Genomic DNA, 14,025 nt, shown 5'->3' on the forward strand with positions numbered 1-14,025 from the left:
GCAATGGTGCGGCTATTGCCAGGAGCCCTGTTTGAAGCTGAATATGTGGCGGTTGGGAATGACCGCCACGGGGATAAACTCGGCAACGCGGCATGCGTCTGGTGAGCTGGCAACAGCCTCGAAAACTTTTTCTTTGTAGAAGAGCACTCCGACAAAGGGGATGGTGTTTGAGGATGAGCGGCGCACGTTGCAGACCAGCGAGCCGTCGTCAATGGCGTGGTAGCGGGCCCGGTAGGAGCCGTCGGGCTGGCGCTCGATCTTCATGCGGCTGCGGGAAAGGTTGTGATTCTGGTTGAGGGAGCGGATCTTGGACTTGGCGAAGCTGGTGAAGTCGGCGTGTTTTTGAATGAGAGCCTCGTCAAGATAGGCTGGGAGGTTCGCCGGGTCCGCGGTGGCGGCGGGAACGGCCAGGGCCACGCTCACGGACTGGGTTTCCACGACTTCGAGCGTCTCGCCGGAGGCTTCCGTGGCGAGGGCGCAGGGGGCGAGGGCGCAGGGGGCGAGCAGCCCCAGGCACAGCCAAACGGTCAGGACGGAGAGAAGAAAGTGTTTATTCATGGCGTCTTGTTCTCTGGCCCTGCGTGGGGCCGGGTATCGGCCGGGCGGCTTTGCCGCCCGGCCGAAGGAACCATAGCCTTACTTGGTCTGGATTTCAACCCTGCGGTTGAGCTTGCGGCCTTCGATGGTGGAGTTGTCGTACTTGGGCGACAGCTCGCCGTAGCCCTTGGCTTCCAGGCGCGAGGCGCTGATGCCGTTGGCCACCATCCAGTCCTTGACCGAACCGGCGCGGCGCTCGGACAGTCCCTGGTTGTATGCCTCGGGGCCGGTGGAGTCGGTGTGACCGGCGATCTCGTAGGAGGCCGAGGGGTTCTCGTCCAGGATCATCTTGGCCTGCTCGAGCACCGGGATCATCTCGTCGGTGATCTGGTACTTGTCAAAGCCAAAGTGCAGGCTGAAGGTGATGGTCTCCTTCTCCATGGGAGTGACAGGGACCGGAGCCGGGGCCGGGGCATCGGCCACCTCGGCGTAGAAAACGTCCTTGACATAGGCGTTCATGCCGCCGGGGCTGCTCAGGGAGGCATAGTCGGTCACCACGGAGCAGGAGGACAGGGCACGGATGTTGTCGATGATCATCTGGCCACGGGCGTTGTCCCCGTAGCTGACGATGTGGATGCACAGGTTGTTGCCGTACTTGGCGTAGAGCCCGCGGGCCTGGGCCACGGGATCGGCGCCCAGGTTGGAGTCGCCGTCGGTGAACATGATCACTGCGGTCTTGCCGGGCAGGGCGGCGATGACCGGGTCGAGGTCGATGAGGCCGTTGCCCATGGTGGTGCGGCGGCCGTAGATGTCAAAGTCGGTGCCGACGGAGGTGATGGCGTTTCCCATGGCTCCCTTGTTGTAGGCCCCGGGGCCGGATTTGCCCTCAAAGGGGGCGAAAAGGAACAGGGCCGAGGTGTAGTCCAGCGCTGGCACGGCCTGGTTCATGGCCTGCATGTTCGTGATGGCCATGTCTATTTTGCGTTCCCCCAGTTCCTTGTGCTTTTGCGCCATGGAGCCGGACTGGTCGGAGAAGAAGATGAAGTTGTCCACTTTCTTGACCATCTTGGCGCTGGCCGTGGCCGCGAAAGCGAAGGACATGGTCATGACGACGGCAAGGGCGGTGAGTAAAAGTCTCTTGGATTTTCTCATGATGTCACTCCTTTGGAAATTTTTGTGGCGCGGCAGCTGCGGCGCACGGGCATCCCGATATTGCAATATACGCAAGGGGGAAGTGCGGTGCAAGGGGTGGATGTTAGAATCTTTGGAAAAAGATGCGGGCGCAATCGGTTCCGGCCCGGCCGTTGCGGTTGCGTCCGGCCCGTGAAATCAGTATAAAGAAGCGTTTACCGCCAGTTCGGGCGGGTTGTTCAGCGCAGACAAGGAGATCGCATGTACATAGTCACCGGCGGCGCAGGGTTCATCGGCAGCGCCATGGTCTGGAAGCTCAACCAGCTCGGCATCGACGACATTCTGGTGGTGGATAATTTGTCCACGAGCGATAAATGGAACAATCTCGTCGGATTGCGCTACGAAGACTATCTGCACCGCGACCAGTTCCTCAAGTTCGTGCTGGAGGGGGACGACCCCTTCGACACCCGGGCAGTGATCCACATGGGCGCCTGCTCGGCCACCACCGAGCGCGACGCGGACTTTCTCATGGAGAACAACTACCGCTACACCCAGTACGTCTGCCGGCATTGCCTCAACCACGACGCCAGGTTCATCAACGCCTCCAGCGCCGCCACCTACGGCAACGGGGAATGGGGATTCGACGACGACCATGCGGGCATGGACAGGCTGCGCCCCCTGAACATGTACGGCTACTCCAAGCAGCTCTTCGACCTGTGGGCCCAAAAGGGCGGTATGCTGGACCGCATCGTCAGCCTTAAGTTCTTCAATGTCTACGGGCCAAACGAATACCACAAGCAGGACATGCGCAGCGTTCTCTGCAAGGCCCATCGGCAGATACTGGAAACCGGGCGGCTCAAGCTTTTCAAATCCCATCGCGAGCAGTACCCCCACGGCGGACAGATGCGCGACTTTGTCTACATCAAGGACTGCGTGGACATCATGGCCTGGTTCCTGGAACATCCCGACAAGAACGGCGTCTTCAACATCGGCACGGGTACGGCCCGGACCTGGAATGATCTGGCTGCGGCCGTGTTCGCGGCCATGGACCGGGAGCCGGTCATCGAGTACATCCCCATGCCCGAGGCCATCCGCGACAAGTACCAGTATTTCACCGAGGCGAAGATGGACAAGCTGGCCGCCGCAGGATGCGACGTGACCCTGACCTCCCTTGAGGATGGCGCGGCCGACTATGTGCGCAACTATCTTGACACGGACAACCCGTATCTTTCGTCGCGCTAGATTGAGGTGTTTTTGAGACGTTTCGCCAAGCACATGGGTTTGACCGGCTGCCTTGCGGTCGCCGTCATCCTGTGCCTGCCCTGGACGCTGATGGGCAAGAACGCCCAGCTTGACCGGGTCAGGCAGTATGTGCCCGACACCCCGGTGCGTACGCCAGAGCTGGACGAGTGGACCTTTTCGGCCGACCGGGTGGTGGGGGACCACACCAGCGAGTACATGGAGGCCTTTGGCAACTGCACCCTGGCCATGGGCGACAACCAGTTGCGGGCTGACTTCGCCCGCTACTACCAGCGAACGGGCTGGGTTTTTCTCAAGGGCAACTTGCGCGCTCAGTGGGGCGGCGATTTTCTCCAGGCCGACGAGGGCGAGTTCGACCTCAACACCATGACCGGCTGGCTCAAGAACGGCCGTCTGTTCATGGCCAAGCCCCATGTCTATGTCGAGGCCGAGCGGGTGGCCAAGAACTCGGGCGGCTCATACTCCTTCCAGAACGCCAAGGTCACGGCCTGCGACGGCGAAAAGCCCGCCTGGTCCGTGACCAGCGAAGAGGGAGAGGTGGTGCTCGACGGCCGGGTCAAGCTCTACCGCTCCGCCTTCCGCATCCGCGATGTGCCGGTCTTCTACTGGCCCTACATGGCACTGCCCGGCCGCGGGGATCGCCAGTCGGGTTTTCTGCCGCCCGCGGTCTCGTCAAGCAAGAAGCTCGGCATGCAGGTCAACCTGCCCTATTACTGGGTTATCAGTGACGAGGCGGATGCGACCTTCTATCAGAACTACATGAGTCGGCGCGGCTACATGCAGGGGGTTGAGCTGCGCCATACCGAAGACGCGGGCACCAGGGGCCTTTGGATGGTGGACGCCCTCAAGGACAACCGCCGCGCCGAGACAGAGGCCGACGAGTGGAAGGACTACCGGGGCGACGGGCTCGCCCGGCCCAACCGGAGCCGTTGGTGGGTGCGCAGCAAATACGACGGCTGGCTCGGCAGTCCCGAACTCAAGGTCAAGCTCGACATTGATCTGGTCTCGGACCAGAACTATCTGCGCGACTTTCAGAACGGGCCCAACGGATTCGACCGGACCCGGGCCGAGTTCCTTGAAGCCTTTGGCCGCGACATCGACAACAAGGACAGCACCCTGCGCACCAGCGTGGCCTACGCAAGCCGCAGCTGGGACCGATTCGGGGCCACGGGCTCCCTGACCTATGTGGAAAATCTCGAATTCATGAACGGCAATGGCCGGGAGGCCGACAACACCACGGTCCAGACCCTGCCCGAGCTGAATCTCTTCGCCTTCCAGCAGCAGGTGCCGGGCACGCCCCTTGAGGTCTCGGGCAACGCCAAGTACGACTTCTTCACCCGCAACAAGGGGCACTCGGGCCACCGGGTGCGCCTGACCCCGGAGCTGAAGCTGCCGCTTCAGACCGACTATGTCACTTTCATCCCTTCCGTGTCCGGCGATGTCACCACCTATGACCTGACCCGCCACCAGAGCTACGGCGACCAGGCCGTGGTGGACGACGGCGGCCGCACCCGGTACATCGACACCAACGCCACCAAGAAGGGTTTTCAGTCGCGAGCCACCTGGGGGGCCGGGTTCACCGCCTTCAGCGAGATGACCCGGGTCTTCAGTCTCTCGGAGACGCCTTTGGCCGAGCCGACCCTGGCGGGCACCAGCCGCTGGACCCGGCTCAAGCACTCCATCGTGCCCCGGGTCGAGTACGCCTACACCCCGACCATCACCGGCCAGGACGAGCTGCCCTACTTTGACCGTTACGATCGAATTCAGGGGCGCAACGAGGTGGTCTACTCCCTGACCAACGTGCTCGACAGACGACGCGAAAGCGTGGTTCTCTCGCCCGGCTCCGGTGATGGCCCTCGGACCTCGGTGGCCTCGGATTATCTCGATTTTCTGGTCTTTCGCATTGAGCAGGCGTACGACCGCAACGAGGCCACCCGCACGGATCAGCTCGCTGCCTACAAACGCAGACCCTTCTCGGATGTCCTTGCCGAAATCCGCATCAGGCCGGAAAACTTCATCGATCTGGTCAGCCGGACGTGGTTTTCGCCCTACAAGGCAAGCCTGACCCAAAACGAAAACTATCTGCGCCTCCACAAGAGCGGACTTGGCGAGTTCACAGTGGGCTACGACTATCTGACCAGTATCGACGAGTACAAGCGCTACCGCGAGAAGACCATGTCCATCCTTGCCCTGGGGGCAAAATGGGAGATCAGCAACGATCTGACCTTGATCACCAAGTACCGTCACGACTTCAACAGCAGGCGCGACCTTGAGCGCACCCTGGCCCTGTCCTGGGCCGCCGAGTGCTACACCCTGTATATGTCTGTCAGCCAGAAATCGGGCGACACCCGTTTCGAGATCGGCTTCGACCTCTTTAATTTTTGATGCAACACACCGAAGATATACGCGTCCTCCCTCCGGGGCTGAAGAACCAGATCGCGGCGGGCGAGGTGGTGGAGCGGCCCGCCAGCGTGGTCAAGGAGCTGGTGGAGAACAGCCTCGACGCCGGGGCCACGCGTGTGGACGTGACCCTGGAGCGCGGCGGCCGGGGGCTGATCGTGGTTCAGGACAACGGCCGCGGCGTTCCGGCCGACCAGCTCGGGCTGGCTGTCACCCGTCACGCCACCAGCAAATTGCGCACCTTTGACGACCTTTCGGCCATCGGGTCCTTCGGGTTCAGGGGCGAAGCCCTGCCCAGCATCGCCTCGGTCTCGCGCTTCGTCATGACCTCGCGGGCCCAGGGCGCGGCCGAGGCCGTCTTTATCGAGGTGCGCGGGGGCGAGGTGGCCGGGCAGGGGCCTGCCTCCCTGGCTGCGGGCACCCGTGTCGAGGTGCGCGAGCTCTTCGCCAACACCCCGGCCCGTCTCAAATTCCTCAAGGCCGAGACCACCGAAAACAAGCGCTGCCAGGATACGCTCATGCGTATCAGTCTGGCCCATCCGGGCTGCGGTTTTTCCCTGACCATGAACGGCCGCGAGGTGTTCCGCCTGCCGCCGGATCAGGTCCTGGCCGCCCGGCTGCGCACCTTCTGGCCTCCGGCGGTGTGCGACGCCCTGGCCCCCTTTGATTTCGAGCGGCTGGGCTACCGGGCCAGCGGGGTGGCCGGTGCGCCTTCGGCCGCCCAGAGCCGGGCCGACCGCATCCTGCTGTATGTCAACGGCCGTCCGGTGCAGGACAAGCTCATGCTCGGCGCGGTGCGTCAGGCCTACAAGGGGATGCTCCTCTCCCGGGAATACCCCCAGCTGGTCTTGTTTCTCGACCTGCCGAGGGAAGAGGTGGATGTCAATGTTCATCCGGCAAAGCTCGAAGTGCGTTTCACCGAGGAGAGCCGGGTCTTTTCGGTTATCCGGGGCGGCGTTGTCCAGGCCCTTTCGGCAATGAACGAGCCTGCCCGCGCCGGGGAATCGGGTGGGGCACAGGCGCGGGAAGCCTCGCATGACTTCAGTGCGCCGGGCAGCCGTTTCGCCGGGGAGGGCGGTTTTGACGGCACTGGCCGCGAGACTGTCGGCACCCCTAAGCACGCCTCGTTTCGCGAGGGCGGGGCGAAATTCTCCTCCTACCGCGACTACGCGGCCATGACCAGCCGCCCGGGAACACTGGATTTCGGACCCGGTTCCGACGGAGAGCGGGAGCCGGGCGGAACCGGCGAGGAGCCCGAATCCGGATTTGCCACCGGGACCGGCGGCGGCTTCGGCCTGCGCGACGGATCGCGGGCCGCCCCCCTGGCCGGAACCGACTTCATCTATCTCGGGCAGGTGGCCGACACCTATCTGGTGTTGCGAAGCGGCGCCTCGCTGGTGCTGGTGGATCAGCACGCGGCCCACGAGCGCGTGCTGCTGGCGGCCATGCGTAGGGAGCGGACCCGGGGAGATTCCCAGCCCCTGGCCCTGCCCCTGACTCTGCCCCTGCACCCCAGCGAGGCCGAGTCGCTCGACGAATTGGGCGAGGGACTGCGCACCATGGGTTTTCTCCTTGAGCGCGAAGGCGATACCCTCGTTGTGCGCGGCGTGCCGCCCACCTTGGACACGGGCCGCGCCAGGGAGTACCTCGCTGCCGCGTTGGCCTCCCGGGCCAGGACCATCGACGATCTGTGGACCATGATGGCCTGCAAGACCGCCATCAAGGCCGGGCAGCCTCTGGCCACGGACGAGGCCCTGGCCCTGCTCGAGGTCTGGCTGCGCACCCCGGAGCGCGACTACTGCCCCCACGGCAGGCCCATCACGGTGTCGTGGAATCCGGGGGAACTGGAAAAACTCTTTAAGCGGAAATAGACGATGATCGATTACAACAAGGTCCGGGTTGAAATCTCCCTCGCCAACCTGTTGGCCAATGTCCGGCGTTTTCAGGGGGTGTGCCCCACCATCATCCCGGTGATCAAGTCCGACGCCTACGGCCACGGGCTGGCCGAAGTGGCCCGGGCGCTTCAGGGAGAGGGCATCGCCACCCTGGCCGTGGGCTTTGTCAACGAGGCGGTCGCGCTACGGCGCTCCGGCTGGGTCGGGCGCATCCTGGCGTTGCTCGGTCCCGTGGACGACGAAGACACGGTCGCCCTGTGGGAGCACGACATCCTGGCCGCCATTGCCAATGCGGACCAGCTCGCCCGGGTGGCCGAGGCTGCCCGCACCCGTGGACGGCTGGCCGTGTGCCTCAAATTCGATACCGGCATGCGCCGCCTAGGGTTCCGGCCCGAGGCGCTGCCCCAGTTGCTCGACGCTCTGGCCGCCAACCCCGCACTGGTGCCGGTCATGGCCAGCACCCATCTGGCCTCGGCCGATATGCCGGACCGGGAGGCGCAGGTTGCCGTCCAGGCCGCCCGTTTCCAGGACGTGATCGATGTGCTGGCCCGGGCCGGGCACAGGGTGGAGGCCAATATCGCCAATTCGGCCGGGGGCATGGCCCACGCAGGCTGCCGTATGGACAGCATGCGCCTTGGCATCGCCATGTACGGGGCCAATCCCTTTTACGGCACTGCCTGGGAGGAAAAAGGGGAGGGGCTTGCCCAGACCATGCAGGTTTCGGCCCCGGTGCTCCATGTCCATACCCTGGCCCGGGGCGAGGGGGTCAGCTACGGCTGGACCTATGTGACCGGCCGCGACCGGGAGGTGGCCGTCGTTGGCGTGGGTTATGCGGATAACTACAGCCGGAGTCTGTCCAACCGGGGTTTCATGAACATCAAGGGGCACCGGGTGCCCATTCTCGGCCGCGTGTGCATGCAGATGACCGTGGTTGACGTAAGCCGTCTGGTGGGCGAAGAGGGACCTGGAGTCCGACCCGGCGACCGGGCCTGGCTGCTGGGCGGCCCCGGCCCCGGAACCATCGCGCCCGAGGAGCTGGCCGACTGGTGGGACACCATTCCCTACGAAGTTTTTTGTCTGCTCGGGATGAACCCGCGCAGCCACGCCGCATAATCGACTGAAGCAAGGAGAGCGACATGCCCGCAGTGCAGGACGACGAATGGACCGTGGCCGAGAGCCACTCCCTGAACGAGATGGAAGCCGAGGGCGTCAGCGCAGACTGGCTCGCCCGTAAATGGATGAACGTGGCCGACGACATGGCCCTGATCCCCGAGAACAACGTCCGGGTCGTCGAGGAAAACGGCATCGTCCGCGTGGAGGTCTCGGTGTACCTCATGGAGTGCATGCGCGGGCATTGATGGCCTGACGCGCAGCGCGAACCCCGCCGCCCTGGCGGGGCGCGGTGTCGGGACCGGCACGCCTTGGTGCGCCGGTCCCGGTTCATTTTGGCCTGATGGCTGACCGTGGACGACGCCCTTTCAACAGTCTGTCGGAATCAGCGGGTCATGCCCTGGGGCCAGACATAGTGGAACCCTGCCCTGGGCGGCATGATGAAGCCCGCGTCCAGTCCCAGCAGGGAGGCGGATTCCGGGTCGGCGGCGGTCATGGTGTTGTAGGGGTTGTCGTTGGGATAGGTGTCGCGCCGGTAGGTGACGACCCGTGCGCCTTCGGGCAGACCGGCCAGGGCGCGGGCCTTGGCAAAGGCGTCCTGGATGTAGCCCACTTCGTCGATGAGCCCTGCGTCCAGGGCCTGGCGGGCCGTGAAGATCCGGGCAGTGCGCGCCAGCTCCATGTTCCGGTCGGTCAGGCTGCGGTGTCTGGCCACCAGGGAGAGGAAGCGGTCGGCATAGTCGTCGATGATGGCCTGGAACAGGGCGGCTTCTTCCGGGCTGGTGGGCCGGAAGGGCGAGCCCATGTCCTTGTCCGCGCCGGACTTGGAGACCTCCACGTCCACCCCGATCTTGTCCAGGAGCCCGTGCAGCTTGGGGCGCATGAAGACCACGCCCACCGATCCGGTGATGGTGGTGGGGTGGGCCAGTATCCAGTCTGCGGGCAGGGCCGCGTAGTAACCGCCCGAGGCGGCCACGTCCAGCATGGCCGCCACCACGGCCTTGCCCGTGCGCTCCCTGAAGCCCGCGATCTCGTGATAGAGGATGTCCGAGGTCGTGGCGGTTCCGCCCGGAGAGTCGATGGCCAGGACCACTGCCCGGACCTGGGGGTCGGCCTCGGCCAGGGCCAGGGCGCTGACCAGCTCCTGCACCTGGCTCGGGGTGGCGCGGAGCACGCCCTGGCGCGGCTGCACGGTCAGAAAGCCTGTCAGATGGACGAGGGCCAGCTTGTCGGCGGCGCTGCCTTCAAGGACGAATTCCTTGAGGGGGTCGGTGGTCGGTGCCGCGAATATCTTCAGCTTGGGTGCACATCCCGGCAGGACCAGGAATAGGGCCAGGGCCGCGAGCAGGGCCGGGACAGCGGGGGAAGAGGTGCGTCGCATGATGCCTCCATTGGTGTCGGGTGCGGTGAATGATGCTCCGGTCTCCACAAGCGTCCCCATGCTCAGCCCAGGAGCGCAAAGCCGAGCCCGGCGGACAGTTCGCCCAGGATCACGGCGCAGCCCAGGAAGTCTCCGTTAGCCCCTTTGACGTGGCGGGCCAGCTTGAACAGGGGGATGAGGGTCAGTCCCGCGATGGTTGCGGCTCCGACCGCGACCATTGGCCCGGCCAGGAACACGCCTGCGCCGATGGTCAGGACCGTGGCGGCCAGGGCCGTCTTCGGGGTCGCGCCGTCGATGAAGAGCTTGCCCAGGCCCGGACGGGTCAGGCGGCGCACCGATCCGCCCAGGCAGACGGCCGAGGCGCGGCCCAGGATGAATGCCCATGCTGCGGTGCCGAAGGCCCCGGCCGCGAACATCTCGCGAAACAGGATGACCTGCCCCCCCAGGGCCATGACCAGCCCCATGACGCCGAAGGCCCCGGCCCGGCTGTCCTTGATCACGGTCCAGAAGCGGTCCGGGTCGGCATGGGTGGTCACGGCGTCGCAGACATCGGCCAGCCCGTCAAAGTGCAGACCGCGTGTCAGGAAGAGGCTTAGGCCGACAACGAGCCACGCCTGGATCCAGGGCGAGTGGGAGAGCAGGCCCAGGGCAAAGGGCAGGACAGCCACCGCGCCGAGGACGGCCCCGACAAGGGGCAGATGGGCCATGCACCGGCCCATCTCCTGATCGGTCATGACCCGGGACGGACCCAGCCGGGTCAGGAAGCCGAGGGTGGAGAAAAAGGTGCGTGGAACGCCCATTCACGCCTCCCAGGCCAGCTCCACGGCGTCGCCCATGGACAGGCCGAAACGCTTGGCTGCCGAGCGCTGGTTCACGGCCAGCTCCAGAAAGCCCTGGCTCCCTTCGAGCAGTCCGGGAGCGCCCTCGGGCATGTCGCCGTAGGTGCGGGCGTAGACCAGCTCGCCCCCGGCGGGCATGGTCAGCCGCAGGCCGGTCGGGGTGCCGATGCTCCCGGCCTCCAGGTTGAGGACGCAGTTGCCGAAGCGGTCGATATGCAGGACATGTCCCTGCGCCAGGCCGGGTCGGATGTCCGGGTGGCTCCAGGGTAGACTGACGAGGGCTTGGGGGTCGATCTCGCGGCCCAGCTCGCCGGGGTTGCCGCCCAAGGCCAGCCATGCGGCCAGGGGGGAGAACACGTCGCGGCCGTGGAAGGTGTGGGAGACGCGGCTTGGCGCATCCGTGGCCACGCTCAGGTCAAAGGCGCGGATGTGCTCGGCCCAGGCGTTTTTCAGCGCCAGGGCCAGCAGGCCGTTGTCCGGGGCCAGAAGCAGGCGTCCGTCGATGTCCAGGGCGACGATGCCCCTGTCCGTGCCCACCCCTGGATCGACCACGGCCAGGATCACGGCTTCGGCCGGAAAATGCTCGTAGCTTGCGGCCAGGAAGAAGGCGGCCTGGGCCACGTTGAAGGGGGCCACGTCGTGGGTGATGTCCACCACGAGGCAGCCAGGAGCCTTGCGGGCCAGCACGGCGCGCATCTGGCCCACATAGGGATCGGCCAGCCCGAAGTCGGTGATCAGTCCGATGGTGCGCGGCGGCGCGGTCTCCTTCTTCCTGATCGGGAACATCTAGTAGACCTTTCTCGTGGAGAATCCGCGCCCGAGGACGTGGAAGCCCGAGCCCATGATGGTGAAGGCGTCGGGGTCGATGGAGTAGACCAGCTCCTCCAACCGCTTGAGCTGGATGGAGGAAACCATGGTCAGGATGACCTGCTTGGGTTCGCCGGACCAGCCGCCGCGGCCGTCGAGCATGGTCACGCCGCGGTCCAGCGGGCCGAGGATTGCCTGGCGCACCTCGTCGGGCTTGTCAGTGATGATGATGACCATCTTGCGCTCGCTGAACATGCCCATGACATATTCGATGGCCAGGGCGATGACAAAGGTCATGGCGATGGAATAGAGGACGATGTGCATGTCGAGGAAGGCGAAGCCCGCCAGGAAGCCCACAAGATTGAACCAGAACTCGAAGCTGCCCATGGAGAGGTTGAACTTCTCCTTGCAGATGACGGCCAGGATGTCTGCCCCGCCCGTGGACCCCAGGGAGCGCAGGGCCACGCCCACCCCCGCGCCCATGATGCCGCCGCCCGTGAGCACGGCCAGCCAGATGTCCTCGATGGGCAGGGAGTAGGGGATGATGTCGATGAAGGCCGAGGTGGCGAACATGCCGTAGAGGCTGTAGAAGAAGAACCGTCTGCTGACGAATATCCAGCCCAGGACGAAGACCGGCAGGTTGAGCAGCAGGTACCACTGGCCCGTGGTCAGCCCCCCGAACACATAGTAGCACAACAGCGCAATGCCCGACATGCCTCCGGTAAGCAGGCCGTGGGGCACGGCCACGGCCTTGACCGAAAAGGCGATGAGGAAAGACCCGAAGGTCAGCATCATCAGGTTCCAGGGCACACCGAAGGTCATGGCGCGAAGTCGTTCGTTGAGGTCGGTTTGTTGCATCGTCATCCCGTGCCTTGTATCCGGTTTTGGCCGCACTGGAAACCTCAACTTGCATCCCGCGAACCCGGCTCCCGCCCCGATGCCGGCTTGCTGACGCTTGCGCATGTTGGACAATGCAGGTACTCCCAAAATGTTTCCCTAAAAGGCATTGCAGGCCAGGGAACATCGTTGCGGAACACTCATGCGAACACTGAAGACAAGGAATCTCTCCATGCGCCTGATAGACATGCAGCCCAAGGAAGAATGGGAAAAACTGCAACAGGAACTCAACGACCGCTTTCATTTCAACGCCGATGTCGTGGACCAGGACGGCGTCCGGCTGGCCGGAACCGCCTGGGGCAACGAACTGTGCCGGGCCATCCGCGAGAACGAGCAGGCCCTTGGTGCCATCTGCAAGCCCGCAGGCCAGATGTTCGTGCACCTGATGCGGGAGGGCCGGGCCGCATTCGTGGAGGAATGTGACGCCGGGCTGGTGCGCGTCAGCGTGCCGGTGATCAGGGACGGCGAGCTGCTGGGTGCGGTGGGCGGCTGTGGACTGGTGCCCGAGGAGGGCGAGGTGGACGAGTACATGGTCGAGATGTCATCAGGGATGGACGCCGAGACCGTGGGAAGACTGGCCGGGACCGTCACGTCCGTTTCTGCGGAGCGGGTGCGTGAGATCATCGACTTCATTGAGGCAAAGGTGGCCGAGCTGGTGGCCAAATAGCCCAAGCCGGCCAGCCCGGGCCTGGATTCCTGGCACAAGGCCCGTCGGGCAGACACAAAAGGAGGTTTTCATGCGCCATGAGAACAGCGATGGATCCAGACCCGTCATTGATCCGGGGCTGACCCCCTCGGGCAGGGAGCCGGGTCGCGACAACCTCGACCGGCACCTGCTCATCGCCCTTTCCGCGCATTCCAAGGCCGGGGCGGGTATTGAGTTCGTCACGCATTTCTTCTCCGCCAAGGCGAATCTTGATCTGACCCTCTTTCACATTCCCGCAGGCCAGGCCGCGGTCTGGGCCGAGGAAACCTCCTACAAGACCGTGGAAGCCCTGGAGACCCGGGCGGTCGCGGGGCACGGCAAGGGGCGCAAGCTGGTGGGGGATGTCAAGCATGTCCTGGCCGCGGCCGGGTTTGACCCCGAACGTATCCACGAGCGCGTGGTCGCTCCCCAGAAGAGCAAGGGGCACGACCTGATCCGCGAGGCCGCACGGGGGCGCTACGACGCCGTGGTCCTGGGCCGCCGGGCGCAACTGGGCCTTGGCGAGATCATGGACAAGTCCCTGTCGCGCCATCTGCTCGAAGGGCTGTCCCACGCCATCAGCTTTCCCCTGTGGATATGCCGCCTGCCCGAGCCTGACCGGCGCAACGTGCTCCTGTGCGTGGACGGCTCGCCACCGTCGGAGCGCATCACCGACCATGTGGGCTTCATGCTCGCACGGGAGCCGGGCCATACGGTGACTGTGTTCCACGTCAGCCCCGGCGGGGAGGATGCGCCCGAGGCCCACGCGGTCATGGATCGGGCATTGGCCCTGCTGGCTGAGGCGGGCATGCCTCGGGAGCGCATCGCCACCGTTGTGCGCAAGGGTGCGAATCCTGCCCGGCACATTGAGGCCGAGTACGAGGCGGGACGCTACGCGGCCGTGGCCATCGGCAGCTCGGGCGCGGGCCGGGGTCTGTGGGACCGCCTCTTTGTCGGCTCCGTGGCCCGTACCGTGTTCGCCGACCTCTCGGGCGCGGCCCTGTGGGTGTGTTTCTAGGCTGTTGAAAAACGGCGATCTGCGTCGTTGCTTCAAAAGGTTCAAACCCTCGCGAATCCGGGGAC

Annotated in this window: 13 protein-coding genes; 7 read left to right on the plus strand and 6 right to left on the minus strand. The window is 64.9% G+C overall.

Annotation, left to right across the window (positions count from 1 at the left end; genetic code table 11):
• Nucleotides 1-12: 12 nt before the first annotated feature.
• Nucleotides 13-558: a hypothetical protein gene (locus GKC30_RS09110; RefSeq protein WP_155934305.1), complete on the minus strand. Its 546-nt coding sequence runs from the start codon at nucleotides 556-558 to the stop codon at nucleotides 13-15.
• Between the two features lie 78 nt (nucleotides 559-636).
• Entirely contained in the window at nucleotides 637-1,689 is a 1,053-nt protein-coding gene (locus GKC30_RS09115; RefSeq protein ID WP_155934307.1) for an OmpA family protein, read from the minus strand.
• Nucleotides 1,690-1,929: 240 nt separating this feature from the next.
• Between GKC30_RS09115 and rfaD the strand changes: the two genes are divergently transcribed.
• Genes rfaD through GKC30_RS09140 form a run of 5 tightly spaced genes read left to right on the plus strand, consistent with a single transcriptional unit; the run spans nucleotide 1,930 to nucleotide 8,581 of the window.
• On the plus strand, nucleotides 1,930-2,910 hold the full coding sequence (rfaD, locus tag GKC30_RS09120) for an ADP-glyceromanno-heptose 6-epimerase (RefSeq protein ID WP_155934309.1): 981 nt from the start codon (nucleotides 1,930-1,932) through the stop codon (nucleotides 2,908-2,910).
• A gap of 6 nt (nucleotides 2,911-2,916) precedes the next feature.
• Nucleotides 2,917-5,313 (plus strand): LPS-assembly protein LptD, encoded by a 2,397-nt coding sequence (locus GKC30_RS09125; RefSeq protein WP_367614058.1) that lies wholly within the window; start codon nucleotides 2,917-2,919, stop codon nucleotides 5,311-5,313.
• The gene (mutL, locus tag GKC30_RS09130; protein WP_155934311.1) at nucleotides 5,313-7,199 is read left to right on the plus strand and encodes a DNA mismatch repair endonuclease MutL; all 1,887 of its coding nucleotides are present in this window, start codon (nucleotides 5,313-5,315) and stop codon (nucleotides 7,197-7,199) included. The genes GKC30_RS09125 and mutL overlap by 1 nt, the downstream gene beginning before the upstream one ends.
• Before the next feature lie 3 nt (nucleotides 7,200-7,202).
• Entirely contained in the window at nucleotides 7,203-8,336 is a 1,134-nt protein-coding gene (gene alr, locus GKC30_RS09135; RefSeq protein ID WP_155934313.1) for an alanine racemase, read from the plus strand.
• 23 nt (nucleotides 8,337-8,359) lie between these two features.
• A complete protein-coding gene (locus GKC30_RS09140; RefSeq protein ID WP_155934315.1) occupies nucleotides 8,360-8,581 on the plus strand; it encodes a hypothetical protein in 222 nt (73 codons plus the stop codon).
• A 137-nt stretch (nucleotides 8,582-8,718) separates the two neighbouring features.
• On the opposite strand, the gene sppA is transcribed toward GKC30_RS09140, so the two are convergent.
• The 4 genes from sppA to GKC30_RS09160 form a co-directional block, all read right to left on the minus strand.
• Nucleotides 8,719-9,714 carry a signal peptide peptidase SppA gene (gene sppA, locus GKC30_RS09145; RefSeq protein ID WP_155934317.1) on the minus strand — a complete coding sequence of 332 codons (996 nt, stop codon included), beginning with the start codon at nucleotides 9,712-9,714 and terminating at the stop codon, nucleotides 8,719-8,721.
• 62 nt (nucleotides 9,715-9,776) lie between these two features.
• A complete protein-coding gene (locus GKC30_RS09150; RefSeq protein ID WP_155934319.1) occupies nucleotides 9,777-10,514 on the minus strand; it encodes an adenosylcobinamide-GDP ribazoletransferase in 738 nt (245 codons plus the stop codon).
• Nucleotides 10,515-11,339: an SAM hydrolase/SAM-dependent halogenase family protein gene (locus tag GKC30_RS09155; RefSeq protein ID WP_155934321.1), complete on the minus strand. Its 825-nt coding sequence runs from the start codon at nucleotides 11,337-11,339 to the stop codon at nucleotides 10,515-10,517.
• A complete protein-coding gene (locus GKC30_RS09160; RefSeq protein ID WP_367614059.1) occupies nucleotides 11,340-12,224 on the minus strand; it encodes a YitT family protein in 885 nt (294 codons plus the stop codon).
• A 175-nt stretch (nucleotides 12,225-12,399) separates the two neighbouring features.
• Between GKC30_RS09160 and GKC30_RS09165 the strand changes: the two genes are divergently transcribed.
• Complete coding sequence (locus GKC30_RS09165) at nucleotides 12,400-12,924, plus strand: PocR ligand-binding domain-containing protein (RefSeq protein ID WP_155934323.1); 525 nt, start codon at nucleotides 12,400-12,402, stop codon at nucleotides 12,922-12,924.
• A gap of 70 nt (nucleotides 12,925-12,994) precedes the next feature.
• Nucleotides 12,995-13,960: a universal stress protein gene (locus GKC30_RS09170; protein ID WP_155934325.1), complete on the plus strand. Its 966-nt coding sequence runs from the start codon at nucleotides 12,995-12,997 to the stop codon at nucleotides 13,958-13,960.
• The last annotated feature ends 65 nt before the right edge of the window (nucleotides 13,961-14,025 follow it).

Source organism: Pseudodesulfovibrio alkaliphilus, from assembly GCF_009729555.1.
Lineage (GTDB): Bacteria > Desulfobacterota > Desulfovibrionia > Desulfovibrionales > Desulfovibrionaceae > Pseudodesulfovibrio > Pseudodesulfovibrio alkaliphilus.